This window comes from Nocardia yamanashiensis NBRC 100130 (assembly GCF_001613325.1).
Classification (GTDB): Bacteria; Actinomycetota; Actinomycetes; order Mycobacteriales; family Mycobacteriaceae; genus Nocardia; species Nocardia yamanashiensis.
Window position 1 is genome coordinate 1 of record NZ_BDCD01000012.1, and the last position, 23,627, is coordinate 23,627.

Consider the following 23,627-nt stretch of genomic DNA (forward strand, 5'->3'; position numbering starts at 1 on the left):
GGCCGCGACCGCGGGGCGCCAGGTGCGCGCCCGGGCGGGCGGCGGTGCCGAGGGACAGTTCCGCACCGAAGATGGTCGGCATGCCCCATTCGCGGGCGGCTTCGGCGAAGCGGACGACGCCGTAGAAGCCGTCGTGATCGGTGAGAGCGAGGGCTTCCAAACCCAGGCGCACCGCTTCCTCCACGAGTTCCTCGGGCTGGCTCGCGCCGTCGAGGAAGCTGTAGGCGGAGTGGGTGTGCAGTTCGGCATAGGGGACGACGGGTTGCGCGGGCCCGTGCAGTTCGCCCGCCTGATACTTCTCCCGCTTGCGCGACCACGCCGGGCTGTCGCCGCCGTCGCCGTCGATCTCGCGCCGGGCGGGGTCGGGCCGCCCGGACAGGACGCGCTCCATTTCCGCCCAGGACGGCGGGCCGTTGTGCCAGCCCATGACGCACCTCCTCACCCACGACAGCCGACCGATCAGTATCGAACATACATTCGAGACCGAGAGGTCTCTACAGCGAGGTGGGCCGGACCGCTCGGCGTGTCGCGGGAATTCATGCGTGCGCCGCCATCGAGGTGATTCCCGGCACAAAGACGGATCTGGCCGGTGAACTTACTTTGGAGTAAGTTCTAGGCAACTCATCCTTCAAGGGAGCAGAGATGACTGATACGCCCGCCGCCAACGGCTCCGGTTACCTGGCCCGCCGGCGCGCCCGCCGTGACCTGACCGGCAAGCACGTGCTCATTACCGGAGCTTCCTCCGGCATCGGCAAGACCGCGGCGTACGCGGTGGCCGAGAAAGGCGCGACGGTCATCCTGCTGGCCCGGCGCGGCGACGAACTGGCCGCCGTGGTCGACAAGATCAACGCCAATGGCGGCAAAGCACACGGCTATCAATGCGATGTCACCGACGCCGAATCCGTGGACCGCGCCATCACCCTCATCCTCGACGAGCACGGTCACGTCGACATGCTCGTCAACAATGCGGGCCGCTCCATCCGCCGCGCCGTGCACCGCTCCACCGATCGCATGCACGACTTCGAAAGGACCATGGCCGTCAACTATTTCGGCGCGGTCCGCATGACCCTCGCCCTGCTGCCGCAGATGCGGGAGCGCAAAGACGGTCACATCGTGAACATTTCGAGCGCCGGCGTCCAGGTCGCCACCCCGCGCTTCGCCGCCTACCTCGCCTCCAAGGCCGCACTCGACAAGTTCGCCGAGGTCACCGCGGCCGAAATGCTCGCCGACAACGTCACTTTCACCACCATCCATATGCCGCTGGTGCGCACCCCGATGATCACGCCCAGCGGTGACCAAGGCGCGCCCACTCAGTCGGCGGAATGGGCGGCGGCGCTGATCGTGCGCGCGCTCACCGAACGCCCCCGCCGCATCGACGTCCCGCTCGGCACCCTCGCCGAGTACGGCAACTTGGTCGCGCCGGCCATCAAGGAGCGGGTGCTGCACCGGTACTACCGCGCGAACCCCGATTCGGCCGCCGCCAAGGGGGAAGCGGTCGAGCCGATCACGCCCGTGGAAGTCGTTGCACCGAAACGCCGTCGGCGTCAGGTGCCGCCGGCCGTCCGCGTCACCGGTACGGCGTTGCGTCGCGCGGCGCGATTGGTGCCGGGCACCCACTGGTAGCCCGCTGATTGGAGTTTTGCTCCACTTTCGGCCGGATGCCGTCGGGTTCCCGACGGAGGGGCGGTGAAAGTGGAGCAAAACTCCAATCCACCCATGGACACCGAATTGACCGATGGGTAAATTACCCACAACTCAATTCGATGGCAGGAGGGCCGCAGTGGCGACTCGATCTTGGTGGGGCTGGGGCACCGACGCGGGCGCGATCACCGGGGATGAGCGGGCACGGCTGCTCTCACGCGTGAAAACGCTGCTGCCGCAAGCCGAACTGGCGGACCATCAGCCGCCGGAACTGGCCGAACTGGAGTTGTCCGCGCCGCGTATCGCCCGCCCGCGACATTGGCGGCATTGTGCTCGACCGAGCTCGCCGATCGCGCGGCACATGCGCACGGCAAAGCATTCCGTGATGTGGTGCGCAATCTGCTCGGGCAGCTCGACGCCGTCCCCGACCTGGTGGCACGCCCGGAATCGGAGCAAGACGTCGTCGATCTGCTCGACTGGTGCGCCACCGCGGGCATCGCCGTAATCCCTTACGGCGGCGGCAGTTCCGTCGTCGGCGGCGTCGAGCCGCGGCAATTGCACGACGCCTACCCGGGTGTGGTGACGCTCGACCTCGGGCGGCTGGATCGCGTACTCGAAGTCGACCGCACCAGCCGCGCCGCGCGCATTCAAGCGGGCGTGCTCGGCCCGGCGCTGGAAGACCAATTGCGCCCCGCCGGACTGACTTTGCGGCACTTCCCGCAGTCCTTCGAGTTCTCCTCGCTCGGCGGCTGGCTGGCCACGCGGGCGGGCGGGCATTACGCCACCGTGCTCACCCACATCGACGATCTCACCGAATCATTGCGGGTGGTAACGCCTTCCGGCGTGAGCGAATCGCGGCGACTGCCCGCTTCCGGGGCAGGGCCGTCGCCGGATCGGCTGTTCCTCGGCTCGGAAGGGACGCTCGGGATCATCACCGAGGCGTGGATGCGATTGCAGGACCGGCCGCGCTGGAAGGCCGGGGCGTCGGTGCTCTTCGACGATTACGCGCGCGCCGTGGACGCCACCCGGGCGATCGCGCAGTCCGGGCTGCGGCCCGCCAATTGCCGATTGCTGGATCCGGTCGAGGCGTTCATCAATGCCGGGGCCGACGCGGCGGGCGGCGTGCTGGTGCTGGGCTTCGAATCGGCTGCGGTGCCGGTGGATTCGCTGCTCGAAGCGGCGCTGGAGCTGTGCCGGGAGTTCGGCGGCAAGGCGCAGCTGTCCGCCGACACGGCCACCGAGGGCGAGCAGGCCGCCGACACCTGGCGATCGTCGTTCCTGCGCATGCCGTATCAACGTGACGCCCTCGCCGCACACGGCATGATCGTGGAAACCTTCGAAACCGCCTGCACCTGGGATCGATTCCCGGCCCTGCGCGAAGGCATACTGCAATCCGCTTACGCCGCAATGGCATCGGCGGGCGTGCAAGGCGTGGTGACCTGCCGGTTCACTCATGTCTATCCGGACGGTCCCGCGCCCTACTTCGGCATCTACGCGAGCGGGCGCTGGGGCGCCACCGTCCAGCAGTGGGACGAGATCAAGCAGGCGGTGTCGGAGGCGCTGCTCGGCAACGGCGGCACCATCACCCACCATCACGCGGTGGGGCGCGATCATCGGCCCTGGTACGACCGGCAGCGGCCGGACGTGTTCGCGGCCGCGCTGGACGCGGTCAAGACCCGGCTGGACCCGGCCGGGATCCTCAACCCCGGCGTGCTCATCGACCGCCGATAGGGCTGACGCATGCCGGCCGCCACCGCCGCGGGAGCCAAAGGGACCGCGGGAACCAAGGGAGTCGCCCGCCCCGAACGGGAGGCGCAGATCCTCGATATCGCCACCGATCTGTTCGGGCGGCACGGGTACGCGGGGGTCTCCGTCGCCACGGTGGCGGCCGCCGCCGGCATCTCCAAACCGCTCATCCACACGTATTTCTCCAGTAAATCCGGACTGTTCATCGCCTGTGTGGAACGGGTCGGCAACGAACTGGCCGCCGCCATCGAAGCGGTCCTCGCGGGCAGCGACGCCGACCTGAGCATGGCGACCGCCACCCTGCACGCCATCTTCACCACGCTCGAAAAGCGCCCGCACGGCTGGAATGTCGTCTTCGATCGCACCGTGCCGGAAGACAGCGAAGCGGCGGCGGCCGCCCGCGCCGTCATCGACCGCATACAGGGCCAGGGCGCACGCGGCGTCGCCACCGTCCTCACCGCCGCGGGATTGCGCGACCCGCTGGACGCCTCGGCTCTCACCCGCGTCTGGATCAGTTCCGTTACCGCCCTGGTGAACTGGTGGCTGGAACATCCGGACCAGACCGCCGAGCAGATGACCCAGCGCAGCGCCCGCCTCGTGGCCGCGATCAGCGCGCCCGGCTGACAGCGCTGCGCTCAGGGCAGGAGACGGACCGTGTCGGCGACGATCGCGGTGGCGGGTTTGGGGGATGCGCCGCAACTGGCTTGGCGGGGAGCGTGCGCTTCGGTGCGTGTGGTGACCAGCCAGCGGCGGCCGTCACGGTGGGTGACCACGGCTGCCCCGGCGAAGTTGGCGGGGTCGTGGTCCGGGACGGTGCCGGCCGCGGCGGCGGTGACCTGTAGGGCGTCGATGCGGGTGGTGTCCGCCGTGGGTGCGGTGGCATCGCCGGTGCCGGGTGCGCCTGCTGACGGCGAATCGGGCTCGCCCGCACTCGAATTCCTGGCGGTCGCCGAGCCGAAGTCATCGGATTCCGGGGTGTGGCTGGTGTAGTCGTCGTCGGCGAGCCGTTGGCGGACAGCGATTTCGGCGACCTGTTCGACGGGGGTGTGGTGGCTGCGGCCGCGGAAGCCGGTGAGTTCGAGTTCGCCGCGGCGGGCGGCCGCCACCACGCGGGTGGCCGAATCACCGTTCAAGCGGCCGTAAGTCAGTCCGGTGGGCAGCACCACCAAAGCGGGGGCGAAGCGGTGGCCGCCGGTGTGTGAACACTCCCAGACCTGGTCGGGGAATTCCTCGGCCAGGCGGGCGGCGATGGGGCGGCCGAGCAGCGCGCAGCATTGATCGCGTTTGCCGTGGGCGCAGACGAGGACGAGCGGATCTTTCACTGCCACACCGAGTCCGGGCGCGGGGCCGTTGATCAGGTGCAGGTCGATGTCGAGGAGTTCCTTCAGATCGGTGATGGCGATCCGCTCGCACCACGACCCCTCCGGCCGCGAACTGGCCAGCAATACCGTTCGGATGCCGGTGAATTCATTGCGCCCCGGCCGCCGGATGAGCGTGGGCCGCACCTTCGCGGCCTTGGTGCGCGCGGCCAGTTCGGCGGTGATCTCGGGCCCGAGCACTTCGTCGCCGATCACATCGCGCCCCCACGCACCGGGCTGTTCCACGCACAGCCATCCGGTGACCTGGGTCGCGCTGCCGGGTAGTGGAATGTCCTGCGCCGCCGCCGAACACGGCAGTCCCTCGAACTCCGTCACAGCGGCTTCCCGTCGATCAGATTCCGGATCATCCGCTCCAGCCGCCGCGCCCGCGTCTCCGGCCGGGCCGCACTGCTCAGCTCGTAGCCGACGGTGTAGCGCGACAGCGGCGGCAAGGTCTCGAAGAAGGCCGCGGCCTCCGGGTATTTGGCCAGTTCGTCCAGGAAGTCCTGCGGCACATCGCGTTCCTCGGCATTGCTCCAGCGCCCGTCCGCCTTGGCCTGATCGATCTCGGCCTGCCCGGCGGGATGCATGAGCCCCTGCGCGATGAGCTCCTCGGCGACGGCGGTGTTCCGGGTCGTCCACGGGCTGTTGCGCCGCCGCGGCGTGAACCCCTGCAGGGTGAATTCGTCATCGGCGCGGCGGGCTTGCCCGTCGATCCAGCCGAAGCACAGCGCCTGTCGCACCGCCCCGTCGTACCCCAGTGATTCGACGCCGGGATCCTTGGCGAACTTCACCCAGATGCCGTCCACGGCGGCATGGTTGGCGGCCAGCCAATCCCGGAACGATCGTTCATCCGGGAAGAACAGGACCGGGCGCTCGAGTGCGGACACAGCATCACTGTAGAAGGGCGCAAATCGCCTGCGTGCGGCGGTCGTGGCATTTCACCGCGCGGCCGGTCCGCGCCGGAAAAGCGCGACCCGGCGGACCGCTGCGCCGGGCAGGTCAGTGGCCCAGGAAAGGCAGCACCGCGGCCTCGAATTCGGGGTAGCGATCACGGTGAATGCTGTGGCCGCAGGTGAAGGCCCGGACCGTGCAATCGGGCAGGGCGGCGCACAGCAGCTCCAGTTTCACCGGATCCACCATGCCGCCCGGCCCGCCCCGCAGGAACAGCGTCGGCGCGCTGATCTCGGCCAGCCCCTCCCACCATTCCGGATACGGTTTGCGGAACTGCTCGAGCGCGGTCCCGGTCATGGTGCGATCGAAGGCCAGCACGGCGCGCGGATGCCGCAGCAGGCTGGTGGTGGCGTGCCACAGTTCCGGCACCGACGGCAGCCGGCGGGTGAAGGTGACCTGTTCGTCCCCGGACCGCAGCGGCAGCGGCTGCTCCTCGATCACCAAGCGGCGCACCAGCTCCGGCCGTTGCATGGCCACCCAGGACACCGCGTAACCGCCGAGCGAATGCCCGACCAGATCCACCCGGCCGAGTCCGAGGCGCTCGCACAGGCGCAGCACATCGGAGCCGAACTCCGGGAAGAGATACGAATCGGCGTGCCCGCTGCGGCCGTGCCCGCGCAGATCCGGAATGATCACCCGCCGCCCCCGGCGCACCAGCCGCGCCGCGAACCGATCCCAGGTGTGCCCGTCCCCGCCCATACCGTGCACCAGCACCACCGGCGGTCCGGAGTGCCCGGTCCCCGCCCCCGAATCCCGGTAGGCGATCCGCGCGTCCCCGAACGCGACCTTGCTGACCGTCGACTCCACGAAGAACCAGCGTACGGACCGCCCCGCCGCGCCGCCGCAGGATGTGCGCACCGCCATAAACCCGCGACCTGCGCGAAACAAATCGGATCCGCGGAATTCCCGGCAGTGCTCGGCTGCACGTGGACGGTCCGAGCGGCGGTGCGCTCAGAGTGATACCGGCCTACTCGTAGAGACCCTCCACGTGCCAAGTGTGCTGGTAGCCGAGCAGCAGCAGGACCCGGCGGCGGTGGTCTTCGTCGGCCGCGTCCAGTTGGACCTGGGCGCGGGCGGCGTAGCCGTGCGGGAGCTGGGGGCTCCACCAGCGGTCGTCCAGCGGCCACGGGCCCGCCCAGGCGGTCAGGTGCCAGGAGCTGCTGCCCCAGTGCAGCCGGGCGGGGTCGGCGGTGAACAGGCCGCGGTCGCTCACCCAGACCGGGGAGCCGTCGGCGGCTTCGAGCCGGACTTCGGGGCGGTTGGTCAGGATCATGGTCGGTGCGGGTTCGGGGAGGCGGCCCGGCCACGGCTGGGCGGGATCGGCGGCGGGCACCGGTTCGTCGCCCAGATTCACCATGGTGATGCGCTCCCCCGGCCCGCGCCCGCCGCTGAGCACGCCCATGCGCACGGCATCCCCGCCCAGCAGGCCCTGCACCCGGATCAAGGCCCGCCGGGCTCGCTCCTCGTCCTCGCCGACCCCGCCCCACAGCCCGAGTTGCAGCGCACCCGCCGACACCACTTCGATCGGCTCCAGCCGCAGCAGCGTGATCGCGCCGCGCTCGTCCCATTCACCGTGCGCCGCATCGAAATCCGCCTGCGCCGAGGTACGGCGGGTGCGCAGGGCGCGGCGGGTGAGCCAGCCGTCGAGCTGCCAGCGGATGCGGTCGGCGGTGCTGTCCGGGGTGAGGGGTTCGGCGCAGCGCCAGATGCGGGAAAGCTGTTCTCCCGTCTCGGTTTCGGCATAGATGGCCAGGCGGGTGCAGGCCACCGAGGCGGCGGAGAGGCGCTCGTGCAATCGGGTGGCGAGCCGGCGGCCGGCGAAGGCGGCCATGTCCACGCGTTCGATCGGCGGATCGCAGCGGTCCTGCACCGTCAGATCCGGTGACGGCGGGCGGGCCGAGGGCGGGCGTTCCGGTTCGGCGCGCGAACACCGATGCGCGGCAATGGCATCCGCACCGAAACGTGACGAAACTTCGGCGGGGGTGAGAGCCGCGAAATCCCCGATACGGCGCAGACCGAGCCGCCACAGCAGATCCACCAGGTCCTTGCGTTCCGGCCCGGCCAGCGACGATTCGCCCGCCAGTTCCGAAACCGACAGCGGAGCAAGGAATTCCGCACCCTTCCCGGCGGGAACGAGCGTCGCGTGCCGGGCCGCGAACACCGCGGTCGATAATTCGTCGGCAATCCCGACCTGGCACTCCACCCCCACCGCGGCCACCGCGTCCACCAGCCGTTCGGCCGCTGCCTCCTCCGACCCGAAGAACCGCGCCGCACCCCGCGCCGCCAAAGCCAGCACCCCCGGCCGCAATACCTCCACCCCCGGCACCGTGGCATCCACCGCCGCCACCACCGGCTCGAACAATCGCGCGTCCCGATCCGGATCCGCCTGTGCCACCAGCAGATCCGGCACCCGCCCCTGCGCCTCCCGCCGCCGCAACCCCCGCGTGATTCCCTCGGCCCGCGCCACCGCCGAACAAGCCACCACCCGATTGGCCGAGAACACCGCCACCGCCCGCGTCACCGGCGCCCCCGCCTCGGCCCCCGCCGCCACCGCGGGCCAATCCGGGCACCACACCACCAGCACCCGCGACCGCGCCTTCACACCTGCTCCATCCCCACGGCGCCACCGCCTGTCCGAACCGAAACCCGCTGCCCTACAACCCGGTACCGCCCATCCGAACGCCTCCGGGACGGTCAGGAGACCGCATGACGGTTCAGGGTGAGGGACTGCGGCCCGGAATTCGTGGCCACCCATTCGACGCGGCCGTTACCCGGGGCGAGGTTCAGTTCGCCGCGGCGGGGCTGGGTGGTGCGGCCGCGGATGGCGACGTCGAGGCGGACGGTGCGCAGGCGGCCGCAGCCGCGGCCGAGGCCGGTGTAACCGGCGACGCGGGTGTCGATACGCAGCGAGGGTCCGGCCCAGGCGCCGCCGGTGACGACGAGGGTGGAGTTCTTGCCGCGGGCGCGGGCGGCGAGCACGCGGGTGCGGGCGGCGGGGACGGAGCGGCCGTTCAGGTCGAGGACGACCAGGTCCAGACCATCCAGCAAAACCGAAGCTACTTCCAGGGGGTCGGAGCCGGGGTCGGAGATGACGGCCAGACGGTCCAGGCGGGCGCCCATTTCGACGGCGGCCAGCAAGCCCAGGCGCGGCAGACCGACCACCGCGGCATGTCCGCCGGCGCCGGTCACGGCGGCCAGCAAACCGGCGAGCAGGGAATTGGTGCCCGCGTATTCCACGACCGAGCCCTTCGCCAAACCACCGTCCGGCAACAGACTTTCGAGCGCGGCCGGAACCGGCAACGACTCCCGCCGCAACTCTTCCGCCGCCGGTACGCGGGCTGCCCGCTCCGCACCGCGCGCCGGGACGGCGGCCATGCGGCGGCGCAGCTCCGCCAGCTGTTCCTGTCTCGCCTCGCCTGCCGAACCCATCTATCGACCACCTCTCCCGATGAACGGACCCCATTTGGACGGAGAATCAGCACCGCTCCAGCTACTTGAATACTAGAACATACGTTCGACTCCTTGCCACAGTAGAACTCGAGCCCGGGCGCGCGTCAAGGGGCAGTGGCGCAAACGACGAGTTTCGAACCAGGCCAGTCAGGATGGTTTTCCGCTACCCTGCACCCTTGTGACCGAACGCGCCCGTCCCATCGTCGGCCCCGATTACCTGGTCGCCGGCCGCTATCGCCTCCAGTCGAAGCTCGGCGGCGGCGGTATGGGCGCCGTCTGGCTCGCCACCGACCGCCTGCTGCATCGCGATGTGGCCATCAAACAGGTGCTCACCACCGCCGGACTGAGCGAGGAAGAAGCTCACGAGGTCCGCAGCCGCATCATGCACGAGGGGCGGGTGGCGGCCAAGCTGTCGCACGAGCACGCCATCGCCGTGTACGACGTGGTGCTGGAGGCCGGTGAACCCTGGCTGGTGATGGAGTACCTGCCCTCGCGCAGTGTGGCCAAGGCGCTCTCGCTGGCCGATGCCCTCTCCCCCATCGAGGTGGCGCAGATCGGCGCGCAGGTCGCCGACGCGCTGGCCGCCGCGCACGCCGCCGGCATCGTGCATCGCGATATCAAGCCCGGCAATATCCTGGTCGCCGATCGCGGTGACGAGGTGGGCATGGTGAAGCTCAGCGACTTCGGCATCTCCAGCGGGGCCAACGACACCTCCGAGGAGATCGGCGACGTCATCACCGGCACGCCCGCCTATCTGCCGCCGGAGGTGGCGCGCGGGGCGCGGCCGACCACCGCCAGCGACGTATTCTCGCTCGGCGCAACGCTGTACACCGCCATCGAGGGGCAGCCGCCGTTCGGTTTCGACGAGGACAGCAATGTGATCGTGGAGCGCGCCGCCATGGCGCAGATCATTCCGCCGCAGCGCAGCGGGCCGCTCACCGAAGTCCTGCTGCACATGATGGAGCCCGCGCCGCAGCGCCGCCCCACCATGACCGAGGCGCGCAATGAAATCCTCACCGCCGCCTTCGGTCCCGGGACCGCGCCCTACATTCTCGGCGCGCCGGTGCGCACCGAGGACGGCACCATTCCGGCCTGGGCGGCGCGCAATTCCGCGGCCGGCCTGCGCAGTCCCAACTCCAGCCCGCTGCCGCGCCCGCAGCGCACCCCGGCCGCGGCTCCGGCTGCCCCGCAACGCAAATCGGGCGGGTTCGACCTGTCCAAGCTGGGGCCGAACGCGGGCCCGCTGGCGGTCGCGGTCGGCCTGCTCATCGGCCTGCTGATCATTATCGTGATCTTGGTTGCGCTGTAGGACTTCTCAATCGATGCGACGGCGGTGCGCCCAGCGGGTGAGCGCATTGCGGTTGGACTGCTGGGTCTTTCGCAGCACATTGGAGGCGTGCGTCTCGACCGTCTTCACCGAGATGAACAGGGTTTCGGCGATCTCGCGGTAGGTGTAGCCGCGGGCCAGCAGGCGCAGCACCTCCAGCTCACGCGGGGTCAGCGAATCCAGTTCGGGATCCAGGGGCGGTTCCGGCACTTGCGATTTGCCGGTGAAGGAATCCAGCACGAACCCGGCCAGCCGCGGGCTGAACACCGCGTCGCCGCCGGACACCCGGCGAATCCCGTCCGCCAGTTCCGGACCCGAGATGGTCTTGGTGACGTAGCCGCGCGCCCCCGCGCGAATCACCGCGATCACATCCTCGGCGGCATCGGACACGCTGAGCGCCAGGCACACCGGACCCGATTCGATGCCCTGCAGCACCGCGACCCCGCCACCGTCGGGCATGTGCACGTCCAGCAGCACCACATCCGGTGTCATCGCCTTGATCCCGGCGATGGCCTCCGCCACCCCGCCCGCCTCGCCGACCACCTCGATATCGGATTCCCGGCCCAACTCCGCCCGCACTCCCGACCGGAACACGGCATGGTCGTCGACCAGAAAAACCCGGATGCTCAACTACCTCTCCTCACTGACGAACCGGACCCACCCCATAGGTATCACCGTTTCACAGTGGGGCGGCGTCTTCGGGGATGTCGTTCTGCGCGACCAGGCGGTCGTCCTTGCCATCCTTGCGCGGCATGATGATTCGCACCTCGGTGCCGCGGCCCGGGGCGGAGTCTATCTCCACGTGCCCGCCGCGCCGCTCGATCCGGGCGTGAATGGATTTGGCCAGGCCCTGCCGGTCGGCTTCCACGGTCTTCGGATCGAACCCCTGGCCGCGATCGCGCACGAAGATGCTCACCTGATGCGGTTCCGCCTCGGCGAACAGGTCGATGGCCGGCACCCCGGCGTGCTTGGCGGCGTTCACCAGCGCCTCGCGGGTGGCGCCCAGCAGCGCGGTGAAATGCTCCTTGGGCAAACCGGTTCCGCTGTCGTCGACATCCATGGCCACATCGCCCACGGTCACCGGCGTCACCTTCACCCCGTGCTGATCCTCCACCTCGCCCGCGATGGTGCGCAGCGCCGCCGCCAGGCTCGACTCCTGCGCGGGCCCGGCGTCGTCGAACAGCCACCGGCGTAGCTCGCGTTCCTGACTGCGCGCCAGCCGCACCACTTCCTGCGGATCGTCGGCCTGGCGCTGGATCAGGGCCAGGGTCTGCAATACCGAATCGTGCAGGTGCGAGGCGATCTCCTCGCGTTCCTCGTTCCGGATGCGCGCCGCCCGTTCGGAATTGAGCGCCCGCACCATGCGCAGCCACAGCGGCACGGTGAGCAGCCCCGCCCCGACCAGGGTCACCGCGACCGCCAGCAGCGCCGACCCGAGCGAACTGAGATCGATGCGCGCCAGCACCACCACGCCCAGCCCGACCACGATCAGCGTGGCCCCGCCGACGATCCGCGCCCAGGTCACCACCGACGAATCCGCCGGCAGCCCGAACACCGAACGTGGTCCGTCCGCGTCGAATTCGCGCCACACCAGCGCCACGCCGACCGTCACCACGATGATCGGCCCCACCACCTGCGCGGCCGTCCCGTTGAACACCCACGCCATAGCGACGGCCAAACCCATACCGAGCAGCGCCAGCCCGATGGCCTGCCGCCGCTCCGCCGGACTCGGCTTGGCGCTGTCCATGCCGCCCGGCGTGAAGATCCACAGCAGCCCGTACGCCACCACTCCGGCCCCGGCCAGCGCGGCCAGCAGCACGAACGCGATCCGCACCTTGAAGACGTCGACCCCGAGATGATCGGCGAGCCCACCCGCGACCCCGCCGACGATCCGCCCACCACCCCGCCGCACCAGCCGCGGCGGCAGCGGCCCCGCTTCCACCGCACGCTGGGGCTCGAACGCCCCGCGGGCAGGGTCGTATAAGGGCGCGGCCGGGTACATGCCTTCGATATTGGCACGCCGGACCGACACCCGGGCATCCGGAAACACCCGGATTCCCACCCTGAGAGGTCAGGCCGAACAGGGGTTCCCGATCATGCCGCCGCCTTGCAGCATGCCGTATCCGGCCAGCGCGAACGCCACCGCAACGGCAACGAAGGACGGGACGCGCCGGACCTCACGCAGCGGCGGGACGCCCGAGAGCGTCAGATCTCAGACCGCGTTCGCCGCGACCACCAGGGTCAGCGCCCCCAGCACGAGGCCCGCGTAATTCACGTAACCGCATTCGGTCACCACGGAGCCGACCGTCCGCTCCGACTTCGACTCGACACGCACCAGAACCGCGAGCAGACCCATGACCACCGCGGCTCGCGACTTCCCGCTCAATGCTCGAAAACTCATACCCGTCATCTATGTGTCAGCCCTTGCCGCCGACTTGTCCCTGACTGAAAGCCCGTCTCCCGCAACTCCCCTACGCCTACCCTGCTATCGACCGGCCGAAGGCAATTCAGGTGATTGTTCAGGGTCAACCCTGATGTGCCTGAGCTGGGCGAGCCGCCACGATGGGGAGCATGACGAAGACGAGCGACTGGTCCCCGAACACCGGCCGGGCCGGCTTCTCCGAGCAGCTGCACGAATTGTGGCGGACCAGGCCGGTGCGGTTGCCGCAGCAGGGGCCGATCGCGGGGGTGGCGACCGGGTTCGGGCGGCGGTTCGATGTGGATCCCGTGGTGGTGCGGGTGGCGTTCGTGGTTTCGGCGCTGTTCGGCGGGGCGGGGATCGCGCTGTATCTGATGGCGTGGTTGCTGCTGCCGCAGGCGGGGGACGAAACTTCGGCGGCGGAATCGCTGTTCGGGAAGGGACAGAGTTCGCAGAATTCGTCGCGGACCATTGTGCTGATGGTGGCGTTGGGGATCTTCGTCAGCACGATGGGGCCCGTCGGGGTGGGGCTCGGCGGGTCCGGGGCCATCAGTTTCGCGCTCATGCTGGCGGGCTGGTGGCTGTTGTATCAGCGGCAGCCGACGGCGCCGGCGGGGTATCTGGAGGCCCCCGCCGACAGCGCCGTCGGCGGGCCCGTGACCAATCCCTGGTGGACCGGATATCCCGGTACCACACCGTCTTTCGAGACCTACGGGCCTTATACGAAGCTGCCGGATCATTACGAGCCGGAGCCCGTCCAGGGCAATGCGGTCACCTTCGAGACGGAGCGGCCGACCGAGGTCATCGAGCCGGCGCTCACCGAAAACGACAGCACCACCGTGGTTTTGAAGAAGGAAGCGAGCGCGGCCGAGCCCGCCTCCGATCAGGAGCCTGATCCGGAACCCGAGAAACCGGAAACGCACGAAACCGTGCACCTGACGAAGGAAATCACGGTGGAAAGCACCGAAACCGCTGTCCTGCACAAGATTCCCAGCACGCTGGACCGCCCGTACAGCCCGTACGGCCCGGCCCCCATCTCCCCCGATTTCGGCCCCACCCCACCCGGCTGGGACCCGCTCGGCGTCGCGCCGATGGCCTGGGATCTCCCGGAACCCACCGCGCCCGTACAGAATCCGGTACAGACGGCCGCCCCGCGCAAGCCGCGGTCCCGGCTGACGCCGATCACCATCGGGCTGGCGCTGCTGGCCGCGGCCGCCGCGGGGTCGGTCGCTGCCGCCGGGGTGGACTGGATGACGCCGGGCCGGATCGGGGCGGCGGCGCTGGCGGTGGTGGCGCTCGGGCTGATCGTCGGCGCGTTCCTGCGGCGCGGTTACGGGCTCATGGTGATCCTGGCCCCGCTGGCCGGGTTCGTGATCCTGTCCTCGCTGGTCGGGCCGATCCAGTTCGATCAGGGTTCGATGGGCGACCGCACCTGGTCCGCCGTCACCGCCGCCGACCTGCAGCCGGAGTATCACCTCGGAATGGGTTCGGCCACCCTCGATCTCAGGCAGCTGGCGCTGACCGAGGACCGCACGGTCAAGGTGTCGCTGGGCATGGGCGAGGTGCGGGTGCTGCTGCCAGAGAACCTGCGGGTGCGCACCACCTGTGAGATCGGCATGGGCGACAACGCCAATTGTAAGGAGGGCATGTCGGGGCCCGCGACGGGTCCGGTCCTCAATCTCGATATCGACGTCCGGATGGGCAATGTGGAGGTGAATCGTGGCTGACAACAAGACTTCTCGGCGTCCGTCGTTCTCGCTGCTCCTGGCGGGACTGCTCGGACTGGGCGTGAGCGTCTGGGCTTTCATCGGCCCGCACTTCTGGCCGGTATCCGGCGGACTGTCGCTGGGCTGGATCGTGGTGATCGCGGCCATCGTGGTCGGGATCGTGCTGGTGCTCTCGCCCCGCAAACCCCGCGAATAGAAAGCTTCGCCGTCACCGACCTCCCCCCAACGGGACGGCGAAACGCCTTCCACCGGAAGGCAAGAAGGCCCCGCACACCAGGTGTGCGGGGCCTTCCCTATGCCTGCGGGAAACTCATTCCCATTCGATGGTGCCCGGCGGCTTGCTCGTCACGTCGAGCACGACGCGGTTGACGTCGGCCACCTCGTTGGTGATGCGGGTGGAGATGCGCTCCAGCACCTCGTAGGGCAGGCGCGTCCAGTCCGCGGTCATGGCGTCCTCGGACGAGACCGGGCGCAGCACGATCGGATGACCGTAGGTGCGGCCGTCGCCCTGCACGCCGACGCTGCGGACATCGGCCAGCAGCACCACCGGGCACTGCCAGATCTGCTTGTCCAGGCCGGCCGCGGTGAGCTCCTCGCGAGCGATGGCATCGGCCTGGCGCAGCAGCTCCAGGCGTTCGAAGGTCACCTCGCCGACAATGCGGATGGCCAGACCCGGACCCGGGAACGGCTGGCGCGCAACGATTTCCTCGGGCAGGCCGAGCTCGCGGCCGACGGCCCGCACCTCGTCCTTGAACAGCAGCCGCAACGGCTCGACCAGCGCGAACTCCAGGTCGTCCGGCAGCCCGCCGACATTGTGATGGCTCTTGATGTTCGCGGTGCCGGCGCCGCCGCCGGACTCCACCACGTCCGGGTACAGCGTGCCCTGCACCAGGAATTCGACCTTGGTCTCGCCCTGTTCGCCGACCACCTCGGCCACCGCGTCCTCGAAGGAGCGGATGAACTCGCGGCCGATGATCTTGCGCTTCTCCTCGGGATCGGAGACGCCCTTGAGCTCGCCCAGGAACTTGTCCACCGCGTCCACGGTGACCAGCTTGGCCCCGGTCGCGGCGACGAAATCGCGCTGCACCTGCTCGCGTTCACCGGCGCGCAGCAGCCCGTGATCGACGAACACACAGGTCAGGCGATCGCCGATGGCCCGCTGCACCAGCGCCGCGGCGACAGCGGAATCGACGCCGCCGGACAGTCCGCAGATGGCGTGGCCGTCGCCGACCTGCTCGCGCACCTGCTGGATCAGCGCCTCGGCGATATTGGACGCGGTCCACGCGCCCGGAATGCCGGCGATCTCGTGCAGGAAGCGGCTCAGCACCTGCTGGCCGTGCGGCGAATGCAGCACCTCCGGGTGGTACTGCACACCCGCGAGCTTGCGCGCCCGATCCTCGAACGCCGCGACCGGAGCGCCCGCGGAGGTCGCGGTGACCTCGAAACCGGCGGGGGCGTCGGTGACCGCGTCACCGTGGCTCATCCACACCGGCTGCCGGGTGGGCAGGCCGCCGTGCAGGATGCCGCCGTCCACACTCAGCTCGGTGCGGCCGTACTCGCGAGTCCCGGTGTGCGCCACCGTGCCTCCGAGCGCCTGCGCCATGGCCTGGAAGCCGTAGCAGATACCGAACACCGGCAGCTCGAGATCGAACAGCCGGGCGTCCAGCTGCGGCGCGCCCTCGGCGTACACGCTGCTCGGGCCGCCGGAGAGAATCACCGCGGCGGGATTCCTCTCGGCGATCTCCTCCACGGTGATGGTGTGCGGCACCACCTCCGAGTAGACGCTGGCCTCGCGCACCCGGCGCGCGATCAGTTGGGCGTATTGCGCGCCGAAGTCGACGACAAGGACTGGTCGCTGGGTTTCTGCCACGCGATCAGTCTAAAGAGCGACACAGAACACAATGACCTCGGGACGACCGGACGTTTTGGACCTCCACCGGGCCTCGCGCACACCGGCCTCGGAAGCGGTGGCGGTCGGCCCGAACGGTGGAGGCGAAGGGACGGTATCGAGCCGCGTCCGTATGGCAATAGGGCATTCCGACCCTAGGCGGCAAAACCCTCGGCCCGGGCCCGGGGGGCCGCAGCGGGCTGCACGATAGCGGGCGTGCCCGCCGGGCGATAGGGGATGCCGCCCCGCGCCGGGGGGAACTCCGGCCCCGGTACGGCGGGTCCACTGACACCGGGTGTGTCGTCGGGAGGAAAGCGGAGGTTTTCGTCAGAGGGTCTGGCTATTCTCTAACTCGTGCCATTCGCCCGTGCGATCGACGCCGAGATCCACTACGAGGACAGCGGGGGCGAGGGACCGGTAGTACTGCTGGGGCACGAATTCCTCATGGACCGAACGATGTTCGCGTCGCAGCAGGCGGCACTCACCCCCGAGTTCCGGCTCGTGACCCCCGATGCGCGCGGGCACGGCCGTACCCGGGACGAGGGGCTGCCGTTCACCTACTGGACCTGTGCCCGCGACGAGCTCACCGTGCTGGATCAGCTCGGTGTGGAAAGAGCCGTGCTGGGCGGTACCGCCCAGGGCGGCGCCATCGCGCTACGCGCCGCCCTGCTCGCGCCGGATCGTGTTGCGGCACTGATACTTATCAGCACCGAGGCGCACGAGCCCACGCCCACCGAACAGCTCAATGCCCGGCGTTTCCTGGACAAGTGGCACGAGGACTCCTCCCGGCCCGCGCTGGCCGCCTTCCTGGCCCGGCGGCTGCTCGGCGCGGACGAGCGGCATCACGCGCAATGGGTGGCGCGCTGGCTCGGCCGCGACCCGCACGCCACCGAGGTCGCCGCGGGCGCCCTGCTCGGCCGCGACGCCATCCTGGACCGACTAGCCGAAATCACCTGCCCCGCACTGGTAATCCACCCCACCCTGGGCGGCGTCCCGCGAGCCCACGCCCGCGAACTCGCCGACCGGCTGCCGGGTGCCCGCTACCTGGAGATCGAGGGCGCACGCCAGACCGTCAACCTCACCCACCCCGCGCTGATCGACACCGCCCTCCGCGAATTCCTGCGCGAACCGGCGGTCACCCGAGCCCTGGCCTCCCCCTCCACCCGGCTCTGGTCCGGCGAAATCCCCATCCGCACCACCGATCCCGTCCCGCCGACCGTCGAAATCCCACGCAGCTCGGCACAATCGCCCGAGAACATCGAAATCCCGCGCTCCCCAGCCCGATCCCCACACGACAGCGGCCACTGACGCCTGCACCGCGCCTCCGGTCCACACCGCGCCCGGCTGAACACGTCGTCCTCGCGACGACTACGGAATCCGGGACGTCGGGGCCCCGCACGTCGCTTGGTTCGCGGGCTGTCGACTGCGCACCCGTGGCGGTCGGCCGCGGCCAGCTGCGGCGCGGCAGCCGCCCGGAAACGGCTCGACCCCGCCGCGTACTCGCGGCGGGGTCGAGAAACAGCGTGGGCAGCCTCAGCCGCGCACGTTCAGGCCGACCTTCTGGAATTCCTTGAGATCGCTGTAGCCGGTCTTGGCCATCGAACGCCGCAGGCCGCCAACCAGGTTCAGCGAACCGAACGGATCGTTGGAGGGCCCGTTCAGGACCTGCTCCAGCGGCACCCGCTCCTCCGAGATGGCGTAGGGCAGCAGCGAACCGCGCGGCACCGACGGATGCGCCGCGGCCGACGGCCAGTACCAGCCGCTGCCCGGCGCTTCCTGTGCCAGCGTCAGCGGCACGCCGAGCATGACCGCGTCCGCGCCGCACGCGATGGCCTTGGCGATATCGCCCGAGGTGAGGATCTGACCGTCGGCGATGACGTGCACGTAGCGCCCGCCGGTCTCGTCCAGGTAGTCACGGCGCGCCGCGGCGGCATCGGCGATGGCGGTGGCCATCGGGACGCCGATGCCGAGCACCTCACCGGTGGTGGTGGCGCCCTGCATCGAGCCGTAGCCGACGATGACGCCGGCCGCGCCGGTGCGCATCAGGTGCAGCGCGGTGCGGTGATCGGACACGCCGCCCGCGACCACCGGCACATCCAGCTCGGCGATGAAGGTCTTGAGGTTCAACGGCTCTCCGTCGCCCACGTGCTCGGCGGAGATGATGGTGCCGTGCACGACCAGCAGGTCGATACCGGCCTGCACCAGGGCGGGCGTCAGGGCACGCGCGTTCTGCGGGCTCACCCGGACCGCGGTGGTGACGCCGGCGGCGCGCACCTCGGCGACCGCGGCGGCCAGCAGTTCGGGCTGCATCGGCGCGGCGTGCAGCTCCTGCAGCAGCGCGATGGCGGCCTCGGTGCCTTCCTTCTCCGCGGTCTCGACCAGCTGGATCAGCTTGGCCTCGACATCGGCGTGCCGGGCCCACAGCCCCTCACCGTTGATGACGCCGAGCGCGCCCGCCTTGCCCAGTTCGATGGCGAAGCGCGGCGAGACCAGCGCATCGGTCGGATGGGTCAGGAACGGGATCTCGAACCGGTAGGCGTCGAGCTGCCAGGCCACCGACACCTCTTTGGACGAACGCGTCCGCCGCGACGGAACGAGCTCGATATCGTCCAGTTCGTAGGTGCGCCGGGCAGTCCGGCCCATGCCGATCTCGACGAGGTCGCGCATTCTTCGTTCATCCTCCTGTGTTTAAGGCCCTCCGCTTCGCTGCGGGCGGGTTCGCGGCCCTGTGCCCTCCGCTGCTCCGGAACCCGGAGTGGCGATCCCTCCGCCCGCCTCGGGGCGGAGGTCGATCGCGATCCGGAACGGGCCGCGCACCTGCGGGGCTCGGGCCTCGGCCGCCGGGAACCCATCCCGGCAGCCGATTATCGGCTAGCGCGTGGTGTAGTTGGGCGCCTCGACGGTCATGGTGATGTCGTGCGGGTGCGATTCCTTCAGGCCCGCCGCCGTGATCTGCACGAACTGCGCGGCCTGCAGGTCGGTGATGCCCTGCGCGCCGGTGTAACCCATGGCCGCGCGCAGACCGCCCACCAGCTGGTGGATGACCTGGTCCAGCGGACCGCGGAACGGCACCCGGCCTTCGATGCCCTCGGGCACCAGCTTCTTCTCCGACAGCACGTCGTCCTGGAAGTAGCGGTCCTTCGAGTACGACTTGGCCTCGCCGCGGCCCTGCATGGCGCCGAGGGAACCCATACCGCGGTAGCTCTTGAACTGCTTGCCGCCCACCAGGATCAGCTCGCCCGGCGATTCGGCGGTGCCGGCCAGCAGCGAGCCCAGCATGACGGTGGACGCGCCGGCCGCGATGGCCTTGGCGATATCACCGGAGTACTGCACGCCGCCGTCGGCGATGACCGGAACCCCGTGCGGCTTGCACGCGGCGGTGGCCTCGAGGATGGCGGTGATCTGCGGCGCGCCGACACCGGCGACCACGCGGGTGGTACAGATGGAGCCGGGGCCCACACCCACCTTCACCGCGTCCACGCCGGCTTCGACCAGCGCCAGCGCGCCGGCGCGGGTGGCGACATTGCCGCCGACGATCTGCACGCGCTCGCCGACCTCGGCCTTGATCTTGGTGACCATCTGCAGCACGCCGGACTGATGCCCGTGCGCGGTGTCGACGATCAGCACGTCCACGCCGACATCGGCGAGGGTCATGGCGCGCGCCCAGGCGTCCTCACCGACACCGACGGCGGCGCCGACCAGCAGTCGCCCGTCACGGTCCTTGGTGGCGTTGGGGTACTGCTCGGTCTTGACGAAGTCCTTGACCGTGATCAGGCCGCGCAGCTTGCCGCTGCCGTCCACGATCGGCAGCTTCTCCACCTTGTGGCGGCGCAGCAGGCCGAGCGCGGCCTCCGCGGTGACGCCTTCCTGGGCGGTGATCAGCGGCGCCTTGGTCATCACCTCGGCGACCTTGCGGTTCTCGTCGACCTCGAAACGCATATCGCGATTGGTGATGATGCCGACCAGATTGCCCTGCGCGTCCACCACCGGCAGACCGGAGATGCGGTACCGCGCGCACATGGCGTCGACCTCGGCGAGGGTGTTCTCGGGGCTGCAGGTGACCGGATCGGTCACCATGCCGGCCTCGGAACGCTTCACGGTCTCGGCCTGCGAGGCCTGCGCCTCCACCGACAGATTGCGGTGCAGCACACCCATTCCGCCCGCGCGGGCCATGGCGATGGCCATGCGCGCCTCGGTCACGGTGTCCATGGCGGAGCTCACCAGCGGCGTGCGCAGGGTGATGTCGCGGGTCAGCTTGCTCGAGGTGTCCACCGAACTCGGAATGAGATCGGACGCCGCCGGCAGCAGCAGCACATCGTCGAAGGTGAGACCCAGCATCGCGATCTTGTTCGGATCGTCGCCGCCCGTATGAGGGCGGCCGTTGTTTCGTTCGCCCGTCACGGGACTGCTCATCGGATCGACCCCTCCTGGACCTAAGTCCTCGCTCTCCGGCCCGGATACCCGTCGAGCGAGTGGATGAATGACAATGCCGGAAATTCCTACCCGGCTCTTGGTGAACCATGGTATCGGTCGCATGATTCCGAATCGCACCCACGCCCGGGAGTCCGCGCCGGTAGCTTCCGCCGGTGTGCGCGCGGCCACCGCGCGCTGTAGCGTGCCTCCTCGGACACTGCGTAGTCCTACTCATTAGGCGCTGTGTGCTTTCACACTGGGACACTGTGCGCTTTGCCACCAGCGAAGTGGGGGCAAATGGGCGTCAGCGCTGGCGCGGAGGGGTGTTGTCTGCGTACCGTGGACCTGTGCGTGACCATCTACCACCTGGCTTGCCGCCGGATCCATTCGCCGGAGACCCCTCCGACCCGTCGGCCGCGCTCGATGCCATCGAGCCGGGGGAACCGCTGGATCCTCACGAGCGTCTAGCGGTCGAAGAGGATCTCGCCGACCTCGCGGTCTACGAGGCGCTGCTGGCCCATCGCGGAATTCGCGGGCTGGTCGTCAGCTGCGAGGACTGTCGGCAGGATCACTACCACGACTGGGACATGTTGCGCGCCAACCTCCTCCAGCTACTGGTGGACGGCACGGTGCGCCCGCACGAACCCGCCTACGATCCGACTCCCGAGGCGTACGTCACCTGGGACTACTGCCGTGGATATGCCGATGCCTCGATGAACGAGGCGTTGCACGGCGACGGGTTCGACGGGTTCGATCTCTGATCGCGACCGTTACCCGCTGAAAACGATTACGGGCCTGCGTCCCTCACGGAACGCAGGCCCGGTTTTTCGTGTCCGGAGCAGACGAATGCGGCACCCCGCCGCGAAGGCCGTAGTGCCGCAAATGAACCGATCGCCGGATCGGCGATCGGTTCACGCGTCGTTATCGCGGCCGCGCCCGGTCCTCATCGAGTCGCGCCCGGAGCCGGGAAATTCGGCATCGTGATGCCCGCGGTCGGCAGCGTGTTCGGCTGCGTCGCCGGCATCGTCGGAAGGCCGGCCGTCGGCTGGTCCACCGGCGGCTGGGTGGCGGGCTGGCCGCCACCTGTTCCGGTACCCGGATTCGCGGTCGGGACCGCGGCCGTCGTGGTGACGATCGGCCCGCCCGTCGGCACGGAAGGCTCCGACGGTTCGGTCGCCGGCTGCGACGGCTGGGTATTGGGCTGGGTCGGGACGGTGGTGTGGCCGCCCGTGCTCGGACCGCCGGTGCCCGGCTCCGGAGTGACACCCATGATCGTCGGATCGGGGGTCGCGTTGCCGCCCGTGGTGGGAGCCGTGGGCGCCACCGTGACGTTCGGCTGCGTGGTCACCGCGGGCTTGCCGGTGCTCGGGGTCGACGGCGTCGTGGTCGCGGACAAGGTCGCCTGCACCGCCGGGGGCAGCTGCACCAGCAGCGCCTGCCAGCGCTCGAGCAGATCGTCCTTCTTGCCGCTGTCGTTGACCTGGCTGGCATTGGCCTGCGCCCGCTCCATGACGGCGGCGGCTTCCTGCGGCTTGCCCGCCTCGATCAGCTTCTGCGCCTCGACCAGGTCGCCGTCGGCCCGCGCCACCACCGTGGTCTGGGCCTGCTCGCTGAACACGACCTCCTTGATCCGCCACAGCGGATCGCCGGGTGCCGCGTTGTAGGAGAACGCCGTCAGACCGCCGATGACCAGGGCGATGGCCGCCGCCGCACCCAGAATGGGCCGCACCAGCCGTAGTCGCCCACCGGCGTGGGCATTGATACGCGCGGTGCGCGCGCCGATCTCTTGATTGACCGCGGCGACGATGGTGTCCAGGTCGGGTCCGGCCGGCATCGGCTCGGCCACGATCTCCGCTCGCCAGTTGGCCAGCAATGCGGCCAGCTGATATTCCTCCGCGGTGCCCGTCTGCACGGGACCGTCGCCGGAGATGGCGTCGATCAGCGCATCGTCGCGGCGCACCGCAGCGATGTCCACCGGCCCGGTGTCACCGGACGCCTCGGCGTAGGGACCGCTGTTCTGCGATCCAGGTCGCGCCTTCCAGTCGCCCCGACCGCGCTCGCCATCCCTAGCCATACATTTCACCTGCCCTCGCCACTTGAGACTTGAGTTTCGCGAGTGCCCGGTGCTGGGCGACTCGTATAGCACCTGCCGTACTGCCCACGGCAACTGCGGTTTCTTCTGCCGACAGACCCATGACCAGGCGAAGGATCAGGATTTCTCGATGCTTTTCCGGAAGCGTCGCCAGCAGAGCGTTCATCTGCCGGCTGGTTTCGGATTCGAGAGCTCGCTGCTCCGGTCCCTGGTCGGTGGATATGACATCCGGTACTTCGGCCATGGCGTCCGCCTTGTTACGGGCGGAATTTCGATGAGCGTCGGCGACTTTGTGCGAGGCGATGCCGTACACGAAAGCCATGAACGGCCGGCCCTGGTCCTGATAACGCGGGAGGGCGGTCATCACGGCCAGACATACCTCCTGCGCCACGTCGTCCGCGGAGAGCGATCCACGTTCGGCGGAACCGATGCGCGCACGGCAATACCGCACCACCAAGGGGCGGATGCTCTCCAGTACCTGGGCGAGCGCAGACCGGTCGCCCTGCGCGGCGGCAGCGACGACTGCGGGATCCAACTCCTCACCCGTGTTGTTCATCGTCAGAGCTGTTCCTGGCGTTACGAGTGGCACTTCGCCGGAGGGGCGGTGCTTCC

The 23,627-nt window shown here is 69.6% G+C and carries 21 protein-coding genes and 1 pseudogene; 8 read left to right on the forward strand and 14 right to left on the reverse strand.

The window, feature by feature from the left end:
• On the reverse strand, positions 1 to 427 hold a 427-nt coding region (locus tag NY1_RS12810), incomplete at its 3' end, for a PHP domain-containing protein (protein ID WP_157762188.1).
• Positions 428 to 642: 215 nt separating this feature from the next.
• Between NY1_RS12810 and NY1_RS12815 the strand changes: the two genes are divergently transcribed.
• The 3 genes and pseudogenes from NY1_RS12815 (at position 643) to NY1_RS12825 (ending at position 4,011) form a co-directional block, all read left to right on the forward strand.
• Positions 643 to 1,623, forward strand: coding sequence for an SDR family NAD(P)-dependent oxidoreductase (locus NY1_RS12815; protein WP_067711620.1), 981 nt, complete (start codon positions 643 to 645; stop codon positions 1,621 to 1,623).
• 112 nt (positions 1,624 to 1,735) lie between these two features.
• Positions 1,736 to 3,372, forward strand: a pseudogene (locus NY1_RS12820) (FAD-binding oxidoreductase).
• 9 nt (positions 3,373 to 3,381) lie between these two features.
• Positions 3,382 to 4,011 carry a TetR/AcrR family transcriptional regulator gene (locus NY1_RS12825; RefSeq protein ID WP_067711623.1) on the forward strand — a complete coding sequence of 210 codons (630 nt, stop codon included), beginning with the start codon at positions 3,382 to 3,384 and terminating at the stop codon, positions 4,009 to 4,011.
• Positions 4,012 to 4,022: 11 nt separating this feature from the next.
• On the opposite strand, the gene NY1_RS41925 is transcribed toward NY1_RS12825, so the two are convergent.
• The 5 genes from NY1_RS41925 to imuA' all read right to left on the reverse strand — a co-directional run bounded on the left by NY1_RS41925 (position 4,023) and on the right by imuA' (position 9,128).
• A complete protein-coding gene (locus NY1_RS41925) occupies positions 4,023 to 5,063 on the reverse strand; it encodes a ferredoxin family protein (RefSeq protein WP_084534924.1) in 1,041 nt (346 codons plus the stop codon).
• Between the two features lie 14 nt (positions 5,064 to 5,077).
• Complete coding sequence (locus tag NY1_RS12835; protein WP_067711626.1) at positions 5,078 to 5,635, reverse strand: YdeI/OmpD-associated family protein; 558 nt, start codon at positions 5,633 to 5,635, stop codon at positions 5,078 to 5,080.
• A gap of 112 nt (positions 5,636 to 5,747) precedes the next feature.
• Positions 5,748 to 6,563, reverse strand: coding sequence for an alpha/beta fold hydrolase (locus NY1_RS12840; protein WP_084534912.1), 816 nt, complete (start codon positions 6,561 to 6,563; stop codon positions 5,748 to 5,750).
• A gap of 103 nt (positions 6,564 to 6,666) precedes the next feature.
• On the reverse strand, positions 6,667 to 8,301 hold the full coding sequence (locus NY1_RS12845) for a DNA polymerase Y family protein (protein WP_067711630.1): 1,635 nt from the start codon (positions 8,299 to 8,301) through the stop codon (positions 6,667 to 6,669).
• Between the two features lie 92 nt (positions 8,302 to 8,393).
• A complete protein-coding gene (gene imuA' / locus NY1_RS44080; protein ID WP_067711633.1) occupies positions 8,394 to 9,128 on the reverse strand; it encodes a DnaE2-dependent mutagenesis accessory factor ImuA' in 735 nt (244 codons plus the stop codon).
• A 199-nt stretch (positions 9,129 to 9,327) separates the two neighbouring features.
• Between imuA' and NY1_RS12855 the strand changes: the two genes are divergently transcribed.
• Positions 9,328 to 10,458: a serine/threonine-protein kinase gene (locus NY1_RS12855; protein WP_067711636.1), complete on the forward strand. Its 1,131-nt coding sequence runs from the start codon at positions 9,328 to 9,330 to the stop codon at positions 10,456 to 10,458.
• 6 nt (positions 10,459 to 10,464) lie between these two features.
• Here NY1_RS12855 and NY1_RS12860 read toward each other — a convergent pair whose 3' ends face one another.
• The 3 genes from NY1_RS12860 to NY1_RS42805 all read right to left on the reverse strand — a co-directional run bounded on the left by NY1_RS12860 (position 10,465) and on the right by NY1_RS42805 (position 12,877).
• Positions 10,465 to 11,100 carry a response regulator gene (locus tag NY1_RS12860; RefSeq protein WP_157762194.1) on the reverse strand — a complete coding sequence of 212 codons (636 nt, stop codon included), beginning with the start codon at positions 11,098 to 11,100 and terminating at the stop codon, positions 10,465 to 10,467.
• A gap of 55 nt (positions 11,101 to 11,155) precedes the next feature.
• The gene (locus NY1_RS12865; RefSeq protein ID WP_084534925.1) at positions 11,156 to 12,478 is read right to left on the reverse strand and encodes a PspC domain-containing protein; all 1,323 of its coding nucleotides are present in this window, start codon (positions 12,476 to 12,478) and stop codon (positions 11,156 to 11,158) included.
• 210 nt (positions 12,479 to 12,688) lie between these two features.
• Positions 12,689 to 12,877 carry a hypothetical protein gene (locus NY1_RS42805; protein ID WP_157762189.1) on the reverse strand — a complete coding sequence of 63 codons (189 nt, stop codon included), beginning with the start codon at positions 12,875 to 12,877 and terminating at the stop codon, positions 12,689 to 12,691.
• Between the two features lie 170 nt (positions 12,878 to 13,047).
• Here NY1_RS42805 and NY1_RS12870 point away from each other — a divergent pair, with 170 nt between their 5' ends.
• Together NY1_RS12870 and NY1_RS12875 are read left to right on the forward strand one after the other, a co-directional pair.
• Positions 13,048 to 14,622, forward strand: coding sequence for a PspC domain-containing protein (locus NY1_RS12870; RefSeq protein WP_067711642.1), 1,575 nt, complete (start codon positions 13,048 to 13,050; stop codon positions 14,620 to 14,622).
• Entirely contained in the window at positions 14,615 to 14,818 is a 204-nt protein-coding gene (locus NY1_RS12875) for a hypothetical protein (protein WP_067711645.1), read from the forward strand. Before NY1_RS12870 ends, NY1_RS12875 begins: the two co-directional genes overlap by 8 nt.
• Before the next feature lie 114 nt (positions 14,819 to 14,932).
• Here the strand turns inward: NY1_RS12875 and guaA are convergent, their stop codons facing one another.
• Positions 14,933 to 16,492: a glutamine-hydrolyzing GMP synthase gene (gene guaA, locus NY1_RS12880; protein WP_067711647.1), complete on the reverse strand. Its 1,560-nt coding sequence runs from the start codon at positions 16,490 to 16,492 to the stop codon at positions 14,933 to 14,935.
• A 372-nt stretch (positions 16,493 to 16,864) separates the two neighbouring features.
• Between guaA and NY1_RS12885 the strand changes: the two genes are divergently transcribed.
• Positions 16,865 to 17,818, forward strand: a complete 954-nt coding sequence (locus tag NY1_RS12885; protein ID WP_067711650.1) for an alpha/beta fold hydrolase — start codon at positions 16,865 to 16,867, stop codon at positions 17,816 to 17,818.
• Positions 17,819 to 18,043: 225 nt separating this feature from the next.
• Here the strand turns inward: NY1_RS12885 and NY1_RS12890 are convergent, their stop codons facing one another.
• Complete coding sequence (locus tag NY1_RS12890) at positions 18,044 to 19,177, reverse strand: GuaB3 family IMP dehydrogenase-related protein (RefSeq protein ID WP_067711653.1); 1,134 nt, start codon at positions 19,175 to 19,177, stop codon at positions 18,044 to 18,046.
• A gap of 204 nt (positions 19,178 to 19,381) precedes the next feature.
• Entirely contained in the window at positions 19,382 to 20,923 is a 1,542-nt protein-coding gene (guaB, locus tag NY1_RS12895) for an IMP dehydrogenase (protein ID WP_067711656.1), read from the reverse strand.
• A gap of 347 nt (positions 20,924 to 21,270) precedes the next feature.
• On the opposite strand from guaB, the gene NY1_RS12900 reads away from it, so the two are divergent.
• Positions 21,271 to 21,684, forward strand: a complete 414-nt coding sequence (locus tag NY1_RS12900; protein WP_067711659.1) for a DUF5319 domain-containing protein — start codon at positions 21,271 to 21,273, stop codon at positions 21,682 to 21,684.
• Positions 21,685 to 21,866: 182 nt separating this feature from the next.
• Here the strand turns inward: NY1_RS12900 and NY1_RS12905 are convergent, their stop codons facing one another.
• Both NY1_RS12905 and NY1_RS12910 read right to left on the reverse strand, forming a co-directional pair.
• Positions 21,867 to 22,997, reverse strand: coding sequence for an anti-sigma-D factor RsdA (locus NY1_RS12905; RefSeq protein WP_084534915.1), 1,131 nt, complete (start codon positions 22,995 to 22,997; stop codon positions 21,867 to 21,869).
• Entirely contained in the window at positions 22,990 to 23,571 is a 582-nt protein-coding gene (locus tag NY1_RS12910) for a sigma-70 family RNA polymerase sigma factor (RefSeq protein WP_067711665.1), read from the reverse strand. Before NY1_RS12910 ends, NY1_RS12905 begins: the two co-directional genes overlap by 8 nt.
• Positions 23,572 to 23,627 lie beyond the last annotated feature (56 nt).

Excerpts from the sequence above, each read along its gene's own strand:
- NY1_RS12815 (WP_067711620.1), top strand. The coding sequence starts at position 643 with ATGACTGATACGCCCGCCGCCAACGGCTCCGGTTACCTGGCCCGCCGG.
- NY1_RS12825 (WP_067711623.1), top strand. The coding sequence starts at position 3,382 with ATGCCGGCCGCCACCGCCGCGGGAGCCAAAGGGACCGCGGGAACCAAG.
- NY1_RS12840 (WP_084534912.1), bottom strand. The coding sequence starts at position 6,563 with ATGGCGGTGCGCACATCCTGCGGCGGCGCGGCGGGGCGGTCCGTACGC.
- imuA' (WP_067711633.1), bottom strand. The coding sequence starts at position 9,128 with ATGGGTTCGGCAGGCGAGGCGAGACAGGAACAGCTGGCGGAGCTGCGC.
- NY1_RS12865 (WP_084534925.1), bottom strand. The coding sequence starts at position 12,478 with ATGTACCCGGCCGCGCCCTTATACGACCCTGCCCGCGGGGCGTTCGAG.
- NY1_RS42805 (WP_157762189.1), bottom strand. The coding sequence starts at position 12,877 with ATGAGTTTTCGAGCATTGAGCGGGAAGTCGCGAGCCGCGGTGGTCATG.
- NY1_RS12870 (WP_067711642.1), top strand. The coding sequence starts at position 13,048 with ATGACGAAGACGAGCGACTGGTCCCCGAACACCGGCCGGGCCGGCTTC.
- NY1_RS12890 (WP_067711653.1), bottom strand. The coding sequence starts at position 19,177 with ATGCGCGACCTCGTCGAGATCGGCATGGGCCGGACTGCCCGGCGCACC.
- guaB (WP_067711656.1), bottom strand. The coding sequence starts at position 20,923 with ATGAGCAGTCCCGTGACGGGCGAACGAAACAACGGCCGCCCTCATACG.
- NY1_RS12905 (WP_084534915.1), bottom strand. The coding sequence starts at position 22,997 with ATGGCTAGGGATGGCGAGCGCGGTCGGGGCGACTGGAAGGCGCGACCT.
- NY1_RS12910 (WP_067711665.1), bottom strand. The coding sequence starts at position 23,571 with ATGAACAACACGGGTGAGGAGTTGGATCCCGCAGTCGTCGCTGCCGCC.